This is a genomic window from Streptomyces sp. TRM49041 (genome assembly GCF_008271805.1).
Taxonomy (GTDB): domain Bacteria; phylum Actinomycetota; class Actinomycetes; order Streptomycetales; family Streptomycetaceae; genus Streptomyces.
Genome location: NZ_VSRY01000130.1, coordinates 1 through 21,017 on the forward strand (window position 1 = coordinate 1; position 21,017 = coordinate 21,017).

General features: G+C 68.5%; 21 protein-coding genes and 2 pseudogenes. 17 read left to right on the forward strand and 6 right to left on the reverse strand.

All coding sequences use genetic code 11. The annotated features are described in order from the left end of the window. The first annotated feature begins 46 nt into the window (after positions 1–46). The 7 genes from FVS66_RS15820 to FVS66_RS15845 all read left to right on the forward strand — a co-directional run bounded on the left by FVS66_RS15820 (position 47) and on the right by FVS66_RS15845 (position 5,260). Positions 47–1,135 (forward strand): IS630 family transposase, encoded by a 1,089-nt coding sequence (locus FVS66_RS15820; RefSeq protein WP_149181358.1) that lies wholly within the window; start codon positions 47–49, stop codon positions 1,133–1,135. Between the two features lie 10 nt (positions 1,136–1,145). Next, positions 1,146–1,619 carry a hypothetical protein gene (locus FVS66_RS15825; RefSeq protein ID WP_149181830.1) on the forward strand — a complete coding sequence of 158 codons (474 nt, stop codon included), beginning with the start codon at positions 1,146–1,148 and terminating at the stop codon, positions 1,617–1,619. Positions 1,620–1,648: 29 nt separating this feature from the next. Continuing rightward, a complete protein-coding gene (locus FVS66_RS36835; RefSeq protein WP_399225636.1) occupies positions 1,649–1,978 on the forward strand; it encodes a DDE-type integrase/transposase/recombinase in 330 nt (109 codons plus the stop codon). After that, the gene (locus tag FVS66_RS36840; RefSeq protein ID WP_399225646.1) at positions 1,900–2,157 is read left to right on the forward strand and encodes an integrase core domain-containing protein; all 258 of its coding nucleotides are present in this window, start codon (positions 1,900–1,902) and stop codon (positions 2,155–2,157) included. The genes FVS66_RS36835 and FVS66_RS36840 overlap by 79 nt, the downstream gene beginning before the upstream one ends. A gap of 102 nt (positions 2,158–2,259) precedes the next feature. Next, the gene (locus tag FVS66_RS15835; protein ID WP_149181832.1) at positions 2,260–2,472 is read left to right on the forward strand and encodes a hypothetical protein; all 213 of its coding nucleotides are present in this window, start codon (positions 2,260–2,262) and stop codon (positions 2,470–2,472) included. Next, the gene (locus tag FVS66_RS15840; RefSeq protein WP_149181833.1) at positions 2,469–3,239 is read left to right on the forward strand and encodes a sigma-70 family RNA polymerase sigma factor; all 771 of its coding nucleotides are present in this window, start codon (positions 2,469–2,471) and stop codon (positions 3,237–3,239) included. The genes FVS66_RS15835 and FVS66_RS15840 overlap by 4 nt, the downstream gene beginning before the upstream one ends. Beyond that, positions 3,236–5,260 carry a M48 family metallopeptidase gene (locus FVS66_RS15845; RefSeq protein WP_149181834.1) on the forward strand — a complete coding sequence of 675 codons (2,025 nt, stop codon included), beginning with the start codon at positions 3,236–3,238 and terminating at the stop codon, positions 5,258–5,260. Before FVS66_RS15840 ends, FVS66_RS15845 begins: the two co-directional genes overlap by 4 nt. Positions 5,261–5,663: 403 nt before the next feature. Here FVS66_RS15845 and FVS66_RS15850 read toward each other — a convergent pair whose 3' ends face one another. After that, the gene (locus FVS66_RS15850; RefSeq protein WP_222946939.1) at positions 5,664–6,116 is read right to left on the reverse strand and encodes a GNAT family N-acetyltransferase; all 453 of its coding nucleotides are present in this window, start codon (positions 6,114–6,116) and stop codon (positions 5,664–5,666) included. Between the two features lie 98 nt (positions 6,117–6,214). After that, a pseudogene (locus FVS66_RS36000) lies at positions 6,215–6,313 on the reverse strand (ATPase); the annotation flags it as partial. 458 nt (positions 6,314–6,771) lie between these two features. Between FVS66_RS36000 and FVS66_RS36845 the strand changes: the two are divergent. The 6 genes from FVS66_RS36845 (at position 6,772) to FVS66_RS15885 (ending at position 11,376) form a co-directional block, all read left to right on the forward strand. Then, complete coding sequence (locus FVS66_RS36845) at positions 6,772–7,140, forward strand: AMP-binding enzyme (protein ID WP_399225648.1); 369 nt, start codon at positions 6,772–6,774, stop codon at positions 7,138–7,140. A 188-nt stretch (positions 7,141–7,328) separates the two neighbouring features. Continuing rightward, positions 7,329–8,753 (forward strand): ATP-binding protein, encoded by a 1,425-nt coding sequence (locus FVS66_RS15865; RefSeq protein WP_149181836.1) that lies wholly within the window; start codon positions 7,329–7,331, stop codon positions 8,751–8,753. Beyond that, positions 8,750–9,184: a roadblock/LC7 domain-containing protein gene (locus tag FVS66_RS15870; protein WP_149181837.1), complete on the forward strand. Its 435-nt coding sequence runs from the start codon at positions 8,750–8,752 to the stop codon at positions 9,182–9,184. The genes FVS66_RS15865 and FVS66_RS15870 overlap by 4 nt, the downstream gene beginning before the upstream one ends. After that, positions 9,181–9,543, forward strand: coding sequence for a DUF742 domain-containing protein (locus FVS66_RS15875; RefSeq protein ID WP_149181838.1), 363 nt, complete (start codon positions 9,181–9,183; stop codon positions 9,541–9,543). The genes FVS66_RS15870 and FVS66_RS15875 overlap by 4 nt, the downstream gene beginning before the upstream one ends. Further along, positions 9,521–10,120, forward strand: a complete 600-nt coding sequence (locus tag FVS66_RS15880) for an ATP/GTP-binding protein (RefSeq protein WP_149181839.1) — start codon at positions 9,521–9,523, stop codon at positions 10,118–10,120. The genes FVS66_RS15875 and FVS66_RS15880 overlap by 23 nt, the downstream gene beginning before the upstream one ends. Further along, positions 10,117–11,376, forward strand: a complete 1,260-nt coding sequence (locus FVS66_RS15885; RefSeq protein WP_262387021.1) for a cytochrome P450 — start codon at positions 10,117–10,119, stop codon at positions 11,374–11,376. Before FVS66_RS15880 ends, FVS66_RS15885 begins: the two co-directional genes overlap by 4 nt. A gap of 28 nt (positions 11,377–11,404) precedes the next feature. Here the strand turns inward: FVS66_RS15885 and FVS66_RS15890 are convergent, their stop codons facing one another. Continuing rightward, positions 11,405–11,977, reverse strand: a complete 573-nt coding sequence (locus tag FVS66_RS15890; RefSeq protein ID WP_187645544.1) for a Uma2 family endonuclease — start codon at positions 11,975–11,977, stop codon at positions 11,405–11,407. A gap of 228 nt (positions 11,978–12,205) precedes the next feature. On the opposite strand from FVS66_RS15890, the gene FVS66_RS15895 reads away from it, so the two are divergent. Both FVS66_RS15895 and FVS66_RS15905 read left to right on the forward strand, forming a co-directional pair. Further along, the gene (locus FVS66_RS15895; protein ID WP_262387022.1) at positions 12,206–13,261 is read left to right on the forward strand and encodes an IS630 family transposase; all 1,056 of its coding nucleotides are present in this window, start codon (positions 12,206–12,208) and stop codon (positions 13,259–13,261) included. 842 nt (positions 13,262–14,103) lie between these two features. Beyond that, entirely contained in the window at positions 14,104–14,496 is a 393-nt protein-coding gene (locus FVS66_RS15905) for a hypothetical protein (RefSeq protein WP_149181843.1), read from the forward strand. On the opposite strand, the gene FVS66_RS15910 is transcribed toward FVS66_RS15905, so the two are convergent. Beyond that, a complete protein-coding gene (locus FVS66_RS15910) occupies positions 14,441–15,388 on the reverse strand; it encodes an IS3 family transposase (protein WP_316248188.1) in 948 nt (315 codons plus the stop codon). The genes FVS66_RS15905 and FVS66_RS15910 overlap by 56 nt on opposite strands. A gap of 25 nt (positions 15,389–15,413) precedes the next feature. Between FVS66_RS15910 and FVS66_RS15915 the strand changes: the two genes are divergently transcribed. Next, positions 15,414–15,680, forward strand: coding sequence for a hypothetical protein (locus FVS66_RS15915; protein WP_149181844.1), 267 nt, complete (start codon positions 15,414–15,416; stop codon positions 15,678–15,680). 199 nt (positions 15,681–15,879) lie between these two features. Here FVS66_RS15915 and FVS66_RS15920 read toward each other — a convergent pair whose 3' ends face one another. Next, entirely contained in the window at positions 15,880–17,457 is a 1,578-nt protein-coding gene (locus FVS66_RS15920) for a DUF5722 domain-containing protein (RefSeq protein ID WP_222946940.1), read from the reverse strand. A gap of 265 nt (positions 17,458–17,722) precedes the next feature. Next, positions 17,723–19,669, reverse strand: a complete 1,947-nt coding sequence (locus FVS66_RS15925) for a hypothetical protein (protein ID WP_399225644.1) — start codon at positions 19,667–19,669, stop codon at positions 17,723–17,725. A 738-nt stretch (positions 19,670–20,407) separates the two neighbouring features. On the opposite strand from FVS66_RS15925, the pseudogene FVS66_RS15930 reads away from it, so the two are divergent. Further along, a pseudogene (locus tag FVS66_RS15930) lies at positions 20,408–20,707 on the forward strand (transposase); the annotation flags it as partial. Positions 20,708–21,017: the final 310 nt, after the last annotated feature.

The following is a 21,017-nucleotide window of genomic DNA, read 5'->3' on the forward strand; positions in this document are numbered from 1 at the left end:
CTAGTGTCCTGAGTCGGTAGTTCATTGGCGGTTGTAGGGTTGGGGGATGCCGGGCCCGAAGCCGTTGTCATTGGAGTTGTCCGAGCGCGAACGCCGCGTACTGCGAGGCTGGTTGCGCAAGCGGACCGCGGGGCAGGCCTTGGTGCTGCGCGCGAGGATCGTGCTGGCGTGCGCCGAGGGCCGCCCGAACGCGCAGGTCGCGCAGGAGCTCGGTATCTCGCGGGAGACGGTGCGCAAGTGGCGGTCCAGGTTCGCTTCCGACCGTCTTGAGGGACTCGTCGACGCTCCGCGCTCGGGTGCCCCGCGCAGGATCACGGACGAGCAGGTCGAGTCCCTGGTCGCCCGGACCCTCGACCAGGCACCCCCTTCGGGGGATTCGCACTGGTCGACGCGGTCGATGGCCCAGGCTGCGGGCATGTCGCAGTCCGCAGTCTCCAGAATCTGGCGGGCGTTCGGCCTCAAACCGCACATCGTGCAGACATGGAAGCTGTCCACCGACCCGCAGTTCGTGACCAAGGTCCGCGACGTGGTGGGCATCTACCTCGCCCCGCCCGAGAACGCCCTGGTGCTGGCGGTGGACGAGAAGTCGCAGATCCAGGCCCTGGACCGCACCCAGCCCGTGCTGCCGCTGGCACCGACGACGCCGGCGCGGATGACCCACGACTACGTCCGCCACGGCACCACCAGCCTGTTCGCCGCACTCGACATCGCCTCCGGCTCGGTCATAGCCCAGCACTACCGACGCCATCGCCACCAGGAGTTCCTCCGTTTCCTGAAGACCATCGACGCCGCCGTGCCCAAGGACCTGGACCTGCACCTGGTCCTGGACAACTACGCCACCCACAAGACCGAAGCGGTCAAGAAGTGGCTGCTGCGACACCCCCGCTTCCACCTGCACTTCACTCCCACCTCGGCATCCTGGCTCAACCTCGTCGAACGCTGGTTCGCCGAGCTGACCTGCCGCAAACTCCGCCGCTCGGCCCACCGCAGCGTCGTCGAGCTCGAACGCGACATCCGCGGCTGGATCAACGAGTGGAACAAGAACCCCAAGCCGTTCGTGTGGACCAAGACCGCAGACGAGATCCTCGAAACCCTCGCCGCATACTGCACACGAACTAACGACTCAGGACACTAGCTTGCTGACCATGGGAAACTCAGGCGGATCATTGACGACCCGGTCCACAGGGGAACTGCACCAGCTCATGCGGGAAGCCGGGTTCACGGGAATCGACGACACGGAGGCGTTGGCAGAGGGCTGGCAGGTGACGGACTTCGCCGACGCCGGACGGCGCAGCCTGTCGACCCTCGTGCAGAGAACGGGGGAGCCGGCGGTCATGGTGTCCTTCCTCGACAGCGATGTGGGGTTCATCGAGGCCCTCACGCCGGACGGCAACAGCTGGGAGGGCCTCCTCAACCGCGACATGGCGAAGAGTTACGAGATACCCCTGGAGCACTTCCCCATCGAACCTGCCGTGGCCGGCGCACTCGCCTGGTCGGCCGCTGCCGGACTGACGCCCGATGAGGAAGCAGTCCGGCAGACGCTCACCGGATCGGCTCTGTTCGCGGAAGAGCTCTCCTCAGCTCTCTTGGTTGCTCTTGGGCTACCCGGCGCAACCTAGCCCTCTCAAGCCAGGACCTGGGGAATTACGTGAACTTACCCCTGGGGAATTACGCGATCGTCCACAGGGAGGACAAGCTGTATCTGACCACGGTCATCGACCTGCTCTCCCGCCGCCTGCTCGGCTACGCGATGGGCGGCCGCCACGATGCCGAGCTGGTCGTCGCAGCCCTCAACACGGCCGCCGCGACCCGCGGCGGGGACGTCCGTGGCGTGATCTTCCACAGCGACCGCGCGGCAGCGAATACACCTCACGGAGATTCCTCCGGGCCTGCCGCAGGCTGGGCGTCTTCCAGTCCATGGGCCGCGCCGACTCCTGCTTCGACAACGCCGCGAGCGAGGCGTTCATCAGCGTCTTGAAGGTCGAGTACGTCCACCGGCACATCTCCGCCACCCGCACCGGGGCCCGGATCAGGGTCGCGACCTGGATCACCGACTTCTACAACACGCGTCGGCTGCACAGCGTGTGCGGGTTCATGAGCCCAATCGACTACGAACACGATCAGCGAGCCTCCCTCACCGAGGAACTGGCTGCATAGGAAGGTCTCCACGATCCGAGGGGATTGACAGGTAAACAATCCCCCGCTTCACGGCTGTTACTGGACGAAGGCTTGTCCGGCGAACAAGAGGGAGTGCTCCCGATGCAGGAACCGATGATGTTGACGGCCGCCGTGGGCGTGGCGGCCTTTCTGCCGAGAGTCCTGCTGTTCTGGCTGATGTCCAGGGAGCGGAGGCGTATCGTTGCCGCCGTCTCGGAGTCGGGGAACGCGGCCCTGCTCCTTGACCATCACGGGCCGGGCCGGGCCAGAGTGACGCTGCTTCCCGGCCGGGGGGACAAGGGGGAGAGCCGGTGACCGGGCAGGCGCGCACGTCGGGAGCGGTGAGCACGGCCGAGCCGTTCGACAGCTTCTTCGCACGCTCGTTCCCCAGCATGACGGCGAGGGCCCTGCTGCTGTGCGGTCACCCGCAGGACGCGGAGGATGCGGTGCAGGAGGCGTACGCAGCGGCCTTTGCCCGCTGGGAACGGCTGCGTCACTACGATGCTCCCGACGCCTGGGTCTACCGGATCGTCCGGCAGCGCCTGTGGGCCGTCGCCCGCGATCGGTCGCGCACCCGGCCGGCCGAGCCGGACACGCTCCAGCCGCACCCCTCGGCCGGAGTCGAACAAACGGTGGAAGCCCGTGCCGTTCTTACCGCGCTGGCCAAACTGCCCTCCCGGCAGCGGACCGTGGTGGTGCTCAACTGTCTGGAGGGCATGACCCAGGAGGCGATCGCCGACGAGCTGGGCCTGACCAGGGGCGCGGTCGCGTCCAGTGTCTTCAAAGCCCGCGCCACGCTCGTCAAGGCGGTGGGCATGTCGGACAAGACAGACGCGGGGAACGGCCGGCGGGCACGGCGTGACAGGCACGACGATCTCGGTCTGGTGCCCTCGCACTCACTGGCGCGGCTTCGGGAACAGACGGCTGCTCCCGCCGACCCCGTCACCGCGGCCCTGAAGCGGACCGAGCTGTGGCTGCGCGCCGCCGTCGCCCGGTCGGAGCGGCCGGCACGGCAACTGGCCGCCGTACTCGCCGCATCGGCGGACGCCGAGGCGGCAGAGGCAGAGGGGGAGGAAGAGTGAGCCGGTTACGCCGTTCGCTGCGGTCGGCCGGCGCGCTCGCCCTGGTGGTCGGGTTCTATGTGCTGGCCGTCGTCCTCATCGGCGGGTACGCGGTGTTCGGCGTGGTGATGTCCCGGGTCGTCTTCGACCCGGAGGGCGAATTGGGCCTGCCCCTCCTGCTGACGCAGATCTCCTTCGCGGCTGCCGCTCTGGTGATGCTTCCTCAGCTCATCATGGGCGTCGGCAGGGGGGCCGGCCCCCGCCCCGGCACGGCGGCAGTGGACCTCGACGACGCTTTCGGCCTGTGGGAGACCGTCCTGGACCTGGCCGACCGGATCGGGGTGCCCGCTCCGACCGAGATCCGCCTTACCATGGAGGCCAACGCCGCGGTCAGCGAGCAGGCGGGCGGCCGGGGCGGGACGTGGGAGCGGCGCCTGTACGTGGGAGTGCCGCTGCTGGCCGGACTGAGGGCCGACGAACTGCGTGCCGTACTGGCGCATGAACTCGCCCACTACGCACAGGGGCACACCCGCTTTGCCGCGACGGTCTACCGGGGAGCGATCGGTCTGGACGCGGCACGCGAGAGCTTCGCCAAACCGGAGGCCGGGAATCCCATCGTCACCGTCTACACGGGCTTCCAGTATCTGACGCTCAGTCTGTACGCCTGGCTCTACAATGTGCTGTCCTTCGCCGTACGTCGCCGACAGGAACTTGAGGCGGACGCGACGTCAGCGGCGGTGGCGGGCAGGGACACGGCCGTCCAGGCCCTGATGTCCGTGGAAACGGTCGCCGCCGCATGGCAGGACTTCCGCTCCCGGGTGCTGACCCCCATGGCGGTGCTGGGCCGTCTGCCGGACGACCCGGTGCGTGCCTTCGACGCCGTGCTCACCGATCCGCAGTACGCGCGGACCTGGGTGCGCCAGGTGGCGGGGGAAGCGCGGCACCCGGTGGCCGTGCGTCATCCGTTCGACTCGCATCCACCGCTGAAACAGCGGCTGGACGCACTGCGTGCGCTGCCGGAAGGACAGGCAGAACCGGATCTGCGCCCCGCCTATGAGCTCGTCAACGATGAGGGGGCCCTTCCGCACCGGGTGCTCGCCGCGCTGCTTCTGTCGCGGACGGCCGGTCGTGAGCGCCTGACGCGGCCCTGGCCCGACTGGCTGACGGAGGCGGCGGAAGTTCGGGCGGTGCGCGCGGTCGAGGAGCTGGACCCGGCGATGGGGCTCATCGCTCTGGCTCGCCCGACGACCGATGGCGTCCTGGACCTGCTGACCGGCGGGCGCGGCGGCGAACTCGCCGAAGCGCTGCGGGACACGGGCTGGGGCGAGCGGTGGGAAGCCGCGCCCTCGCCCCATTCCCCCAATGGCGCCAGGGCGGAAGAGTGCCGTTGGACCGGTGGGTCGTGGTGGACGCAGCACATGGCCGACCGGTGGCAGGAGCGGGGAGAGTCCCCGAGCGAGGACCGTGGCGGACAGGGCCCGTACGGCGGCGACGAACAGCGGGAGGCTGATGCCCGGCGGGCCGTCCTCGCGCTCGAACTGCTGGCCGGACAAGCGCTCGTGGCTGCGGGCCGGGCCCGCTGGGTCTTCCACATGCACGGCCCCGGCCGGGCCGTGTCCGAGGACCCGGCCGCAACCGAAGCGCTGGAGCTGGTCCCGGCCGCGCTGACGGACCCGAACAGCGCCGAACGGCTGCGCACCCTACTGCTGCTCTGCGGGGTCTCACTCGAGACGGAGCTGAGCGCGGCGGGTTCGGACTCCGCCCTGCGGATTCCACCCGCGTCCGCGGCGCCGGAGGAGCCGGAGGGCAAGCCCGCGCGACCCGCCTTCCCGGTGGCCGTCTTCCTCATGGCGCTGGTGGCACTGCTGCTGTTCACGCTGCGCTGGGACATGGAGAACAAGGAGCGCTCACGGCCGCCGCTGCCCTCGCTACCGGACCGGTACCCCCCGCCGACACCGCTCTTCCACCCCACCTGCCCGCCCGGTCACATCACGTACGGCGACCTGTGCGTGCGGATTTCCCAGCCGCAGCCCACCAGGTGAGCGAGGCCGTCCGTTCGGGAAGGAAGGGCTGACGCCCCGCACGGCGAAGAGCACCCGCCGGGTGTCCTCGCGCCGGCCGAGTGAGCGCCGCCGGTCGGGCGTCCCCCCGACCGGGAACCCTGCTCGGCCTGCACGTTCCACGACCGGTTGAGATACGGCTGCTGAAGCGCTGTCGTGCCTCGCATCGCCAGGGTGGCGCCAGAGGCGACAACCATGTGCACGCTGATCTTCCAGAACTTGGTGATGGGCAGGATGGCCGCGATCGTGGCGAGCATAGCCCCTGGCTGCGTAGGTTACGACGGCACGGTCGTGTCTGGGACGCGTGACGGCTGGCCCTCATCGCGGAGTGAGGTTGGCCGGTGAGGGGGGACATGTCCTCGCCGTGGCCGGGAGGGGCGAATCTCTATGGCGGCATGTCACCCAGGTCAGGGTGGTTCCTGGGCAGTCCGAAGCCCGCCATCTTCTTCTCCTCGTAGGACATGAAGCCAAGGCTCCGATAGAACGCGTGGTTGCGCTTGCCTTCCGGTGATGACTCGTGGTCCATGGAGAGGAGGAAGAAGCGGCAGTGCGCGTAGCGTCGCATGAGGTCCTCGACCAGGGCCCGGCCGACGCCCTGCCTGTGATGCGCCGGGTTGACCACGACGTCCTGGACGTAGCAGATGTGCTCGTCGTCAGAGACGGTCCGGGCCAGTCCGAGGAGCGTTCCTGAACCGTCTCGTGCTGTGATGACGCGGTGAGAGTTCCGCAGGCCGCGGCAGAGCTTGTCGACGTCGGCAGTGTAGCCCTCCCAGCCGACCGAATCGTAGAGGTTCAGCATCTCCTCAGGATCGAAAACGGCCTCTTCCGTGATGAACACGCCAAACCTCCATACGGCAGTGCCGCTTCGCGCTGCCGACTCGTCACCGCATCTGACTTCACGCTCGTCAGTCACGTCAAGATCGGCAACATTCGTGCTCAGCCGGCCTGGGCGGGTTCCTCTGCTCGGGCTCGGGTGCCGGCGAGGCGGTAGGAGTCGGCGCCGGGCTCGACGATGGTGCCGATGAACGTGAGCCGCCGTCGCCTCGCGGGTGAACCGGCGTCGGAAGCCTTCCACCTGCGCGTACTCGTCCCTGATGGTTTTTGACGGCCATATGGCCGCCCGGCCCCTCCTGCGCGGCCAGATAGACGGTCCCCATCCCGCCGCTGCCGCGCCGCGCGAGAGCCGGAACCTCCCTCGGTGCCGAGCAGACGACAGCCCCCAGTAAGCTCCGCGCAGTCGGCGTCCAAAGCCCAACCTGCTTGTCAGCGAAAGAGGTTGGGAAACCGAGGGATGCGGCCGGACGGGATTCAGGCGGGCAGCCCGGCCTGCCGCTTGCGCCGCCGCAGTACGTAGTCGCTGAAGAGGCGCTGACTCCGGTCGAGGAGCTCACCGACTTCCGCGTCACCGAGCGGCGCCCCCGGAGGGGCCCCGCCACGCCTGGCCGGCAGGCGGGTGAGGCGCAGGCCACGCGCACGGGTGCGCGCTGGAGGACCTGCTCAACTCCCACCCGCGGGTGCGCCAGAGCGCGGTCTTCGGCGTACCCGACGCCGACCGCATGGAGCGCGTCCACGCCGCCGTGGTCCCCGCGCCGGGCGCCTCGCCGACCGCCGCGGCCCTCACCGCCCTGGTCCGCGCCCGCTGCGGCCGGATGTACGAGCCTTCGCACATCGTGTTCCTCGACGCCCTCCCCCTCACGGACGCGGGCAAGCCGGACAAGAAGCGCCTGCGTGAGTTCGCCGCGCCGCCGCTGAAACCGCCCGGTAACCGGCGCTGGCCCCGCTGGAGCGACCAGCCGCCGGCGTGGTCCGGTCCGGCGGCGGCAGCTCCTCTTTGTATTCGATTTGTTACGCACGGCACTTGAAGGCCTCCCCGGGACCGAGGATGATCGATCGCCCCGGCGCCCCTGAAGGACGCGGGAGATCCCTGGCCTCACCCGTGCCATGGTGTCGCGTCCGGCGCAGCCGATCGAAATCCGATGGGCCCTCAGAGTCGGCTGCCGCGTGTCCCGCTCTCTCCGGGCATGCCTCCCTCCCCCCGTACGAGGACCTGATGACACAACACATACCGGGGGCGGTGGTCTGGTGCTTCGCCACGGTCGCGTTCGTCGGACTGTTGCTTCTGATACGCCAATACCGGATCACCGCCGGCCTACGCCGTCGACTGAGGCTCCACGAAGCCGCCCTGTCCGCCCGCGACGAGGAGATACAGCACCTCGCGGAAACCCGGCTCCCCGCGCTGGTGAAGGCGTCCCGTGACGCAGACGCAACGCCCGTGCCCGGACGACCACTCGACGCGGAGCTCGCGGCAACGCCGTACGGGAGGAGCCTGCAGAGGATCGTCGACCAGCTCTCCGGCGTCGGCGAGGCCGCCCGGCTGCGGGCGGACAAGTCCGCGAAATCGACGCTGAAGACGACGATGCGCTCTCTGCAGGCCCTGGCCAGTGAGCAGCAGCTGTCGATCTCGGAGATGCAGCGCCGGCACGACGACCCCGACGTGCTCCAGGACCTCCTGGAAGTCGACCACGCCAACGCGCAGTTCGGCCGGAGGGCCCAGGCTGTCGCAGTGCTCTGCGGCTCATGGCCCGGACGGCAGCGTGCCGCGTCGCCGCTGCTCGAGGTGGTACGCGGCGCGACGTCGAGGATCCGGGACTACCGACGCATCGAGGTGCATTCCCGGGTGGACATGGACGTGGTGAGCCGGGCTGTCGAGCCGGTGGTCCTCGCGGTCGCGGAGCTGCTGGACAACGCGGCGCGGCACTCCCAGCCCAACACCAAGGTCGAAGTGGGCATCCGGCCGGCCTACAACGGCGTCAGCATCGTCGTCGACGACGCCGGCATCGGCATGGACGCAGGCGAAGCCGATGAAGCCGCCCGGCGTCTGTCCGGCCGGGAGGACATCGACATCCACCGACTCGGCGACCCGCCGCAGTTCGGCTTCGCCGTGATCGGCGTCCTTGCCGCCCGCTACGGCTTCCGGGTCTCCGTGGACATGCAGTCGCCGTACGGCGGCGTCCGGGCGGTGCTGTTTCTCCCCGACGCACTCCTCAACCGCGTGCGCTTCATGGGGCCGCCGATCCCGGTGCAGGGAGCGGAGGCGCAGCCCGCCTCCCTGCCTCCCTCCCGCGTGGAGGCCGAAGCAGAAGCGGAAGCCGTACCTGGAGCCCGGGCTGCCGGGCACCCGGCAGCCCGAGCGAGTACTGCCGCCCCGGCCGCCGCCCGCCCCGGGCCGCCCGCGGAATCGTCGCCCTCCCCCGAAGCGGGGTCGGCGGCGCCGTCCACCGCGGGAGGTCTGCCCAAGCGCCGCAGACGCAGCCCGCTGCGTCAGGAGACCGACGCCTCTGCGACCCCGGCCCGCCCCGGTCCTCAGCTCGCCCGCCCGCCCGCCGAGGCCGCCTCCCGTATGGGCGCGTTCGCCCGCGGCACCCGCTCCGGCCGCAACACCTCCACCGACAGCGAAGGAAACGCCGCGCGATGACCAGCCCCGTGACCAACGAACTCGGATGGATGCTGGACGAGGTCCTGAGAGTCCCCGAAGCCCGCCACGCGATTCTGCTCTCCTCGGACGGCATGCTCCGCGCCCACTCCAAGGACATCGACCGCAACGAGGCCGAGCGGCAGGCCGCGGCGCTGTGCGGGTTGCAGTCGATCAGCCGGAGCACGGCCGAGTTCTGCGCTGAGGAGACGTCCCCGTGGCAGCAGACGCTGGTCGAGTTCGTCGACGGCTACGTCTTCCTGGTGGCAGCCGGCCCGGGCGCGTACCTGGCGGTCTCCGCCGGTCAGGACGTCGACATGGAAGCCGTCACCTACAGCATGCACAAACTGGTCGACCGGCTCGGCAGGGAGATGACCTCGCCGCCGCGGCTGACCTCAGAGGCGGCCGCACCAGACGGCGTCGGCACGGAATGACCCCGTCGCGACCGGGGCGTGACAGAGGACTCGTACGGCCGTACGTCATCACGGAGGGCCGCGCCCATCCGACACGCAACACGATGGACCTGGTCACGCTGGTGACGGCGGTACGCGACCGCCCCCTGAACTCGCTGAACCCGGAGAAGCGACGGGTCATGGAACTGTGCGGAGGAGGAGCCCTGTCGGTCGCCGAAGTCGCTGCCCACCTCTCTCTCGCGGTGAGCGTCACCAAGGTTCTGCTCAGCGACCTCATCGACAGCGGCCATCTCACCGTCCGGCCTCCGATCCCCAAGGCACAACTTCCCGACGCCCAGCTCCTGCAGGAGGTGCTCCATGGGCTCCGCTCCCGTTTCTGACCCGGTCTACGTCCCCGACACGGTCCGGACCGCAGTCAAGATCCTGGTCGTCGGCCACTTCGCCGTCGGCAAGACCACGTTCGTCGGAACCCTCTCCGAGATCCGCCCGCTGCGCACCGAGGAGACGATGACGCAGGCGGGCGAACTCCTCGACGACCTCGGTGGGGTCCCCGGCAAGACGACGACGACCGTCGCGATGGACTTCGGCCGCATCACGCTCAGCGAGTCCCTGGTGCTGTATCTCTTCGGCGCGCCCGGGCAGAAACGCTTCACAGGGTTGTTGAACGACATGCTGCACGGTGCGCTCGGCGCCCTGGTGCTGGCCGACACCCGAAGACTTGACCACTCCTTCGACATCATGGGCCTGCTGGAAGAGCACGGTGTGCCGTACGCGGTGGCTGTCAACCAGTTCGAGGGCGCACCGGCCTTCCCGGAGGCGGACGTTCGCGAGGCCCTCGACCTGCTTCCGGAGACCCCGCTGGTCGTGTGCGATGCGCGGGAGGCCGCGTCCTCGGCCGGAGCGCTGATCTCCCTCGTCGAGTACCTGCAGACCCGCACCCCCTGGGAGCAAGGATGACGACACCCCGATCCACGTCCGGGGCGGCGCCTCCAGGCTGCCCGGCGCACGCGAGCGCGCCCCCGGTGGAGCGCCTGTACGGCGCGGAGTTCGCCGCCGACCCCATGGCGTCGTACACCCGGCTGCGCGCCCGCGGCTCCCTCGCGCCCGTGGAGATGGCCCCCGGTGTCCACGCCTGGCTGGTGACCGGCTACGACAGAGCACTGGAGGTGCTGCGCAGTCCGGAGCGCTTCTCCAAGGACCCGCGGCGCTGGCGGGCCCTCGCCGACGGGACGGTGCCGTCGGACAGCCCGGTGGTGCCCATGATGATGTACCGGCCGAACGCCCTGTGGACCGACGGAGCAGAGCACAGCAGGCTGCGCGGCGCCATCACCGACAGCCTCGGCCGCGTCGACCCCGATGCGCTCAGGGGATACGTGGAGCAGATCGCCGACACGCTGATCGACCGCATCGGGCCCGACGGGCGGGCGGATCTGCTCTCCGAGTACGCCGCCGTCCTGCCCCTGCAGGTCTTCAACCGGCTCTTCGGCTGCCCACCGGACATCGGGGACAAGCTGGTCGAAGGCATGTCCGGGATCTTCGACGCCGACGCCGACTCCGAGAAGGCGAACGCGGTCCTGACCGAGGGGGTCGCCGAACTGGTCGCCCTCAAGCGGAGAGAGCCGGGGCCGGACGTGTCGTCCTGGTTGATGGCGCATCCGGCCCGGCTCACGGACGAGGAGATGATGCACCAGCTGGTGGTCCTCATGGGCGCGGGCACCGAGCCGCAGCAGAACCTGATCTGCAACGGGCTGCGGCTGCTGCTGTCCGACGACCGCTTCGCCGGTGACCTCGCGGGCGGCAGCATGCCCGTCGACGACGCCATCGACGAGGTGCTGTGGACCGACCCCCCGCTGGCGAACTACGCCATTCACTATCCGCTCCGCGACATGGAGATCGAGGGGAACCTCGTACGTGAAGGCACCCCTCTTCTGATCAGCCTGGCAGCCGCGAACACCGGCACCGGTCTCTCCGGCGACCGCCGGGCCGGAAACCGCGCGCATCTCGCGTGGAGTGCGGGCCCGCACACCTGTCCGGCGAAGGGCCCCGCCCGGCTGATCGCCGCAGCCGCGCTGGAGAAGCTCCTCGACAGGCTGCCCGACATCGAGCTGGCCGTCCCGGCGGCGGACCTGCGCTGGCGGCCGGGCCCCTTCCACCGGGCGCTCGTCTCCCTGCCCGTGCGCTTCCCGCCGATCCGCGCACTCCTGCCCGACTGAGTGCGCTGACCTCCGCCGACGCGGCCGGTCAGCGGTATCGGACCAGCCCACTGGTGTCGAACGTCCACCGCCCGGCGGGCACGGTGTCCCCGAACTCGTACGGAACGGAGGACCGGTACCGGAGCCCGTCGGGCCCTTCCTTGGGCTCCGAATGGACGACGATGGCGCCGTCACGAGGGTCGACGACGATGTAGAGGGGGATTCCCATCCTCGGGTAGTCCTCCACCTTGGTCACCAGATCATTCCTGGGGTTGCCCTTGGATACGATCTCGACGACCAGCAGCACGGTCCGCGGATCGACGGACTCCGCCTGTGGGTCGACGTCCGTGGTGGGAAACGCCATCAGGTCCCGTACTTTCTCCAGGCCGGTGACGAGGTCGGTCATATCGGTGTCGTTGACGGCCGAGACGTCCGGAGTCTGTTCCCTGATCTGCTCACGGAAGGCGTCCACATTCCTGGTGTGAGGCAGATTCGGACTCATCATGACGAGCTTCACTTCCCCGTCCGTCGTCTCCACCTTCCAGCCCTTCTCGATCTGCTCGGCATAGTCGGAGACATGGTCGACCACTTCGCGCATGCGCTTGACCTGCTCGGGGCTCATGCCGCTCACGGTGTCCTCCCACGGGGATACACCGGTCAGCCTAACCGCGGAGTCGGGCGCTTGTGTCACAGCGCGAGCGTGCGTGACCCAAGGGCATATCCGCCATTCGAGTTGGCTCTGATCACCCCTGCGGGTGAGGCAGTGCTTATTGATCGGAAACTCATGGGGGTGATTCGTCGATGACGTATTGATCCGAAACGCTTTATGTTGACCCATCGTCGATGGGGTGTGAGTGATCTGGTGGGGGATGCGCGGACCTGGTCGCCTGACGCGCAGGAGGCTGTGCGTCTGCTGGCGGTGTCCGCGCTGGTGGAGGGCCGGGACCGGGTGGAGGTTGCGGCCCTGTTCAGGGTGTCGGTCAGGGCGGTGGACAACTGGTGGGCGAGGTGGCAGGCGGGTGGTCGGGACGCGTCGCTGTCCCGGTCGCGGGGCCGGCGCGCGGGCGAACATCAGGTGCTGTCCGAGGCCGAGCAGGTCGCCGTCCGGCAGGCTGTCCTCGACCACAACCCGTCCGACCTGGGTCTTTCCGGTCAGCTGTGGACGCGGGGGCTGATAGGCGAGCTGATCCTCATGCTGTACTGGGTCCGGTTCACCGAGCCGGGGGTGGGCAAGTACCTCAGGCGGTGGGGGCTGACGTTCCAGCGGCCGGACAAGCGGGCGGTCGAGCGGGATCCGGAGGCGGTCCGGGTCTGGCGCGAGGAGACGTGGCCGGCGATCCGGGGCAGGGCGAAGGCGGAGAACGGGGAGGTGCTGCTCGCCGACCAGGTCGGCATCCGGTCGGACCAGGTCACCGGCTGCACCTGGGGAGCCAAGGGGCGGACGCCGGTCGTGCGCCGCACCGGGAACCGGTTCTCGGCGAATGCGATGTCCGCGATCAGCACCAAGGGGCGGATGCACTTCATGGTCTTCACCGAGTCGTTCGACGCGGAGGTCATGTGCCGCTTCCTCACCCGGCTCGTCGGCCACTTCGATCGCAAGGTCCACCTGGTCGTCGGCCGGCACTCGGCCCACCGCTCGAAGGCCGTCCGGGCCTGGCTCGCCGACCACAAGGACCAGGTCGAGCTGCACTTCCCGCCCTCGTACTCACCTGAGCTGAACCTGGACGAGCTGGTCAACGCCGCCCTCAAACGCAGCCTGCCCCACACCCACCGGGTCAGGAACCAGAGCGAACTCGCCTCCGAAACTCGCCGGTTCTTCCACCGCCGACAACGCCAACCCCACATCGTGCGCGGATTCTTCGGCGGTCAGCACGTCCGCTACGTCATCGACGAATCAACCCCATGAGTTTCCGATCAATAAGGGCTGTCCCGCACATGGTCGCCGAGTCGCATTGGGTGTGACGGCCGACCGTTCCCGTACGCCCAGGGGCGAGCTACCGCGCTCGGCGGCGATGCAAGAGTTCCTGCATCTGCTCCACGTTCCAGGACATCACGCCAAGTGATGGGCCGCCGGCCGAGACTGGCACTCGATGATGACGACCTGCGGACTCATAGTCCACATCTCGGTGGCTCGCGGGCGTCTCTGCTTGACTGGGCGCAGATCTGCGGGGAGCGGGAGCACCGGGCCGACTCGCAACCAGGGCTGCCACGTCAGATGTTCCGCCGTCGTTCGCACCCTGCCGTGTCGCCAACGCTGCTTCCCCGCCAGTCCCTTGACTGCCACCGTGACGACGTCCGGGTCTTCAGCTGCTGACTGGGCTTTGGAGCGACGCAGCTTGGCTTGGAACACGAGAGCTACCCCGCCTCCGCCGAGCGGCGGAGGACGTCAAGGCGGTGTTCGGTGGTTAACCGGACCACGGTCGAGACCTGCACGGCCCGCAACCGGCGGATCAACCCCCGCGAGAACGACCGCCAAGAAGGCCCCACGCGCTTCCCGGGGGCGGCTCTGAAGGCGGCGCCCGCCCCGCGGCCGGAGCATCCACCGGCGCCGTTCGGAGATCTGACGAAGGCCTCCGTCGAGGATCTGTGCGCTCTGGCGACGGAGATCCTGCGGGGCCAGACGAAGTCGATCGGCGAGAAACGCCGCCAGGGCATCCGGCTGCTCTTCGGTGACCTACAGACCCTGCCGGGCGAGCCTGGCAGGAGCGCTGGGAGGCCAGCGGCTTCAACGGCGAGAAGCCTCCGTCGGTGAACATCCTGGCCAAGCCGCATGTCCGCTACGACAGCAGCAACCTGATCTCCGGGCTGAAGATGGCGTTCGGCCTGCGGATCTTCCAGCCCTCGCTGCCGGGCTTCCGAGCCAACAAGTTTATGGACTCCGCGGAGCCCTTCCGTATGCTCCAGCGCGATCCGAAATTGGATGCCGTTTTCGCCGCGCTCGACTCCCACCCGCAGATGAGCCCGCTGAACCGGACGAGGGCGAAGTTCGACATCGCCTGTGTCCTGACCACCGAGGGAATCGCCCTGGCGGACCTGACGCCGTCCGTGCTGCTGCACTACTCGCTGGAGATCAAGCGGCTCGGCCTCAACCACGGCGGCGGCAGCAGCGGGCGGCCGCAGCCATCTCGATGGCGTTGGTAACCGGGGACGCGCGCATGTGGTCGGCGATCGACCAGCCCACGACCCGGCGCGAGCAGATGTCGATCACCGTGGCCAGATACGGCCACGTCGAACCGACGGGTATGTAGGTGATGTCACCGCACCACTTTGTGTTGAGCGTGTCGGCGGTGGAGTTGCGCATCATCAGGTCCGGGGCGGGCGGGGCCGTCTTGTCCGCGATCGTCGTTCGCCTGGTGCGGCGCAGGTGACGCCCGGTGATGTGGTGGATGCGCATCAGCCGTGTCACGCGTTTGCGGTTGGTCTTCCGCCCCCGGGCCCTCAGCTCGGCATGGACGCGCGGGGCGCCGTAGGCACCCCGGTGCTCGGAGTGGATGGCACGGATCTCGGCAACCGCCGCCGCCTCGCGGGACCGGCCTTCGGCCCGGGCCTCTTCCGTGGCCTGGTGCCGGCAGTAGCCGGAGCGGGAGACCCTCAGGACCCGGCACAGCCGCTTGACGCCGACGTCGGCGCGGTTCTCGGAGATGAAGTCCCAGCGGCGGGTCTTCACTTCACCTCCCGGGCGAAATAGGCGGCCGCCCGGCGCAGGATCTCGCGCTCCAACTGCCACTCCTTCTCGGCCTTCAGAAGCCTGGCGTTCCCGGCCCGCAGCCGGGCCGGCTCGTCGGCCTGCCCCTCCGGCCCGCTCCCGCCCCGGACGGTCGACACGTTCGCCCCCAGTGTCCTTGCGGACCCATGTGCGCAGTGTCTCCCCGGTGATCCCGAGCTCGGCGGCGACGGCCGCGTACGTGCGCTTGCCGCCGGCCGCGCGATACAGCGCGACGGCGTCCCTCCGGAACTCCTCCGGGTACGGAGACCGGCGTCCCACCTGGACATCCCTTCCTGGACCATCAAGATCTATTGTCAGGGTGTCCACTCCAAGGGATCAGCCTCACTCCTGGATGCGATGGTCGCTGTTCTCCCTGATCGCTGCCGCAGTTCTCACCCTCGCTCTCGCGACGGTCTGCGAGAAGAGCGGCCCCACGCGGCCGGCCCGGCTCGTCCCGCTGACCTGCCCCGAACTCGTACGTCTCCTGCGCGCCCTTGTCCTGCCGGCACCCGTCCGCGACCGCGACCATGTCCTGCACCGGACCGTCTGGCGCCGCTGCCATCAGGCCGCCGCCAGCGCCTGCCACCAGCAACGTCACCTCCTGCAGGACTCTCCATGATCGAAACTACAGGGGCCGTGAGAGTCGGGCGGGGTATCAAAGTAACCCTTTCGCCGTGTAACCCTTTACACCGTCGAAGGGGTGATGCGGGAGTCGAGTCCGGTCGGCGTCAGGGGCTCGGCCGACCTGCGCCTTCGGGCAGCCGACCCCGCCGACGCCGGCGGCACGCACCGACGACGACAGAGCGGGCGAGAAGCCATCACGGGATCGCGTAACCGAGCAGGGACTCCATGGTGTAGGGACCCTCGCAGTCGGCTCGCGGGGATACGAAGTGGTCGCCGCTGGAGGGGATGTAGCAGCGGTAGAGAGGAATCGACCCGGGTACCTGGCTCGTGTGGATGTGGCCGACGGGTCCCAAGGGGAACTGGCCCTCGCATCCGGGGTCGCGGGTCAGCATCGAGTGCCCGCCCACCTTGCACTCGTAGAGCATGACCGTACCGGGCTGCTTGTTGCGGAACAGATGCCAGTTCGCCTCGGTGGTGAACCCGGGCGGCAGCGCCCGGGACGAGGCGGCATGTCCCCGCTCGGGGTTGTAGCCTCGGCGCAGCACGGTGTAGGGCAGGTGCTCGAACCCGCAGGAGAGCCGAGCCGGGGAGAGGTCGTTGCGGTTCGCCAGCGCCCAGGTCGCCCACGCGGGCTTGGCCGAGCCGTCCGCCCTGCGAAGACCGAGCTGGAGGCCGCCCTCATTCGGATTGTCCTGCATCCGGTGGTAGATGTAGCTTTCGATACCCGGCGTGCCGAGCACGTTGTGGAGGCTCCGGCACACCGCGCCGGCCTGATCCGCCTCATTGGACTGCTGACCGGAGTTGATGCCGCTCTCGGTGAGCTGGACCGTCCAGGCGTGGGGCCGGTCCGGGAACTGTTGACGCAGCCAGCCCAGCAGGATGCCGAGGTTGCCATAGGTGATCTTGGGGTAGTCGTCGGCGGAGAAGGCGGAGCTGGAGAGGTTGGGCGGGTAGGGGTGGTAGGCGACCTGCCACCGGCGCTTTCCCACCCGGGCGTTCAGGCCTTCGAGCACTGTCATGCCGGACAACGTCGCGTTGCGGTCGGCCGGTCGGTCGAACTCCCGGCCGAAATGGTGGTCCAGCGAGGTCAGCACTTTGGCGGTCGCCTGTTCGACGGCGATGCGGTCGTAGGCGGCGTTGTAGTTGGCCGCGATCTGGTCGAGCCATGCGTTGGCGTCACACGGCACCCCCTGGCCGCAGCCGATGTCGAACCAGTCGTTGGTGTTGACCTCATTGTTGATCACGAAGTCGGCGATCCGGCCGTGACCGTGCTGCCCGTCGTAACGCTGTGCCAGCATGCCGGCGAAACGTCCGAAATCGGCGGGATCGTTGGGCACGCAAAAGATCTCGAATCCCGGCGACGCGGGTGAGCAGGTGCGCCCTTGGCGGGCCCACGGAGGGGTGCCGTAGACGATGGCGGTGACCACCAGCCCGCGATCGCTCCACTCCTTGACGGCCGAGTCCACCTCGGCCGGGACGGCGAAGCAGTGACCGTCGTACTCCTGCTCGCCCACGGCGCACGGAGCAGCCTTGACGCTCGGCTCCCACTGCGCCCAGAGCAGGTTCATCGACACACCACCGGCGTTGTTGCCGGAAATCTCGTCCTTGTCCGGCCAGAAGTCAGGCTGAATGCCTTTGATGTGGTAGTCGGAACGCGTCGGATAGGGCAGCGGCCCAGCGGCTGTGGTGGCCGCCTTCGTCGAACCAGAGCCGGTTGATTCCGCGACGGTCCCTTCCGCAACCGAACTGATCCCGGGGAAGGCAAGCGCCATGCAGCACAACGCCGCGAGCCCGGGCAGCAGGCGTCGCCGCCCGATCCTTCTGTGTCTCATCAGGTCCTTTCACAATTGAACGGGCCCCGGCGCCGCCCGGACCGTACCCCCGGGCCTCCTCCCGCGCTCATGCGCATGCGACGAGGGAAGCCGTCAGGCTGTGCATGGGAGGGGCCCGGCCGTCCTCGGGGGTCAGGTCCGCGGACGTCGGCAGTCCTCCGGCGGCGAGCGCATTCCCGTCGCGCCGGGGCCGGCGAGGTCGACGTCACAGGATGACGTATCCGAGGCGCCCGTCCTTGTTCGGGTAGCCCTCGCAGTTGGGGTTCGTGGTGTCGAGGTGGTCGCCGTTGCCCGGGTTGTAGCAGCGGTACAGGGGGACGGAGCCACCGACCTGGGTGGTGTAAATGAAGCCGAGGCGTCCGTCCTTGTTCGGGTAGCCCTCGCAGTTGGGGTTGGTGGTGGTGAGGTGGTCGCCGTTGCCCGGGTTGTAGCAGCGGTAGAGAGCGACGGTGCCGGGGGCTTGTTGGGCGGGAATGTGACCGAGGCGTCCGTCCTTGTTCGGGTAGCCCTCGCAGTTGGGGTTGGTGGTGGTGAGGTGGTCGCCATTGTCCGGGTTGTAGCAGCGGTGGAGGGCGACGTGCGCTGTTGCGGTCCCGCTGACTGTGGCGGGGGCGGACAGGGCGCTGGTGTTCCTGCTGCCGTCGGTCGCAGTGATCCTGTAGGTGTAAGGGGATCCGGGTGCGACGTTGGTGTCGGTGAAGGTCAGCTGCGGGCGCTTCCAGTACATGGAGGAGCCGGTGACGGTGTGGATGGGGGTGCTGGAGCCGTTGCGGTAGACGCGATAGGTGAGCTTGCTGTCGTCGTGGTCGAAGCTGGACTTCCAACGGACGTCGACCTCGCCCGGCCTGGTACTGGAGGCGCTGACCTCCTGCGGCACCGACGGCGCGCCGGTGTCCGGGCCGCTGGCGAAGCGGGTCAGGCCCTGCTGCGGCTTGTCGGCGTAGATGCTGGTCGAGGTGCCGGTCACCTTGGTGAACTCGCCGCCCACCCACATGTAGTCGATGCCGTTCTTGGAGGCGGTGGTCATTGCACGTGGCCCGACTCCCTCGCCGAGCCCGTTGTTGGTATCGGGGGTCCAGCCCAGCAGCGCCGGGGCGTTGACCGACTGGGCGAGCAGGTGCTGGCGCAGCCCGTTGGCCTGCTCGGGGAAGCCGTCAATGCCGCTGCAGTCGTGTGCGTGTGATCCGGAGTAGACCACGCCCTTGTAGACTTCGACCGCCTGGGTCGCACCCTTGCAGGGGTCCCGCCAGCGCTGGCGGAAGTCGGAGAGGTTGATGGCGGACCGGCCTTCGTCCTGGCTTCCAACTGCCTCGCTGGCGGTATAGAAACCGGAGGCGTCGGTGGTGATGTCCTTCACCACTGTGGAGGCGGCGAAGAAGCCCAGCGGATAGTTCTTGGTCAGGGATCCCCTGTTGCTGTTGACGACGGCGAGGGCATGGGAGTCGGCGTCGTTGATGCGGAAGAAGTCGCCGCCGAGGAGGACGTTTTCCCCATCCGGCGTCACTTCGATCGCCCGGCCTGTTTCGTCGGCGTCGGCCTTCCAGGGGCGCAGCGCGCCCGAGGTGGTGACGGAGGCGAAGTAGCGGTGGGCCTGGCCGGCGACGGAGGTGAAGTCGCCGCCGAGGTAGATGCTGCCGTTGGCGACGGCGAGCGCCCGTACGGTGGCGTTCACCACGGGCCTGAAGCTGGTCTTCGGCCTGCAGGTGGCGATGTCGATGGCTGCCACATTGCTCACCCCGACGCCGTTGACTGCGCCGAAGCGGCCACCGGCGTAGAGGGTTTTCTTGTCTTTCGAGACGGCCAGGGCGCGTACGGTGGCGGTGCCTGCCCTGATCGTGAAGGAGAGGTCGCAGGAGGTGGGCTTACCCGTGGCGGCGTCGAGCGCGACGAAGTTCACCGCCTTTCGCTCCGGACCGGCAGTCCCGGCCGGTGGGCGGACCGCCGAGAAGGTGCCGCCGGCGAAGACGACGCCGTTCGCCTGGGCCATGGCCCACACGATGCCGTTCGTCTGCCAGGTGGGCAGGTTGTCGGCGGTGAACCCCACGGGAGGGGTCATAGCGGATGCCTTCGGCATCACTCCCGCGCTTATTCCGATGCCGGCGCCGACCAGTGAAAGGACGAGGGCTGCGGTCAGTCCTCTGGATCTACGCATCAATCCTCCCGGAACAGTCACCTGGTTAGGTGATTTTGGGTCTTGCGGTTGATCGAATGCACGCGCGCGGTGCAGGGGTGTGAGGGGCCGGCCGGCTCGTCCCCAGGCTGTCGGCGCAGACCCTTGACAGAGGTCTACGGGGCACCGCGTGGGTCGTGCTCTGGTGGTGCAGCGCGAGCTTGGCCTACCCGCGGCCACGGCCTCGACCTGTGGTGCCCTGCCCCCGGACAGTGACCTTGCACTCCGTGCCGGGCTGCAGACTCAGCACGCGCACGTGACGATCGGCCTGGTCAACACCCGATTCACGAACCCAGCGAACGGGTCAGTCATGCGCACCTCAATTCCTTGGTCACAGGAGTGCGTGCACGGAAGCCTGCCAGACCGACCGAGGGAGTAATTCGGACAAACGGGAAGGGGCTGCGAGATATCTGACCGTAACCTGGAACATGCGATCTGATGAACAGTCAATTAGTCTAAATTTTAAGCGAGTTGCACCGCGGAGCCCTGGAAGGTCCGTACCTTTTCGATCGACGTCGTTATCGAATCGAGATATTGGCCAAGTTCCATTGACGAAAAGTCAGTTACTCCAGCTGTAGATCGTGATCTTGCCGGTGAGGGCCGTCCGGGAACGGGTGCGGCCACCGTTGATCATCGTGAGTTGTGTGGACTTACGAAGAGACGGTGGCCGCAGGTCACAGCATAGATCCCGGCCGTTGGCGGGAGGCGTTCGAGGTGGTCATGGGCCGTATCGCGGGGCCGGTTCGTCGGGTCGAACCCCGGTTGCGGGCTGGGCGGTTGGTGCTGGGGCTGCTGTCGGACCTGCCGCGCAAGAACTGCTGGACGATCGCGGACTGGGCCGGAGAGAAGACCCCGCACGGCATGCAGCACCTGCTGTGCCGAGCATCCTGGGACGCCGAAGCCGTGCGCGATGACGTCCGCGAGTACGTCGTCGAACATCTCCACGACGAGGCGGCGGTGCTGGTGGTGGACGAGACCGGCGACGTGAAGAAGGGCACCCACACCGTCGGGGGAACGAGGAGCCGGTACGCCGCTGGAGACCATAAACGGTCAGGCTGGACTCCGCAGGAAGCACACGGCAGTTGGACTACGCCACGCCGCGTGTCCACCTTCACGGGGGAAGGCCCGTGGTAGGCCAGGGCATTCCCCGCCTACCACTGCCTCACGAAGTTGTCGGCGTCTGCTCGTGGCTGTCATAGGGCCGCGTGATGATCCCCATGCCGTGCCCGGCCGGATCCATGTAGTACAGGCTGAGGGGCCACGAAGTTTCCGGACAGGGACCCAATAGGGTTGTCCTGAACAGGAAACGAGGAAGAAGTGGCATCACTCA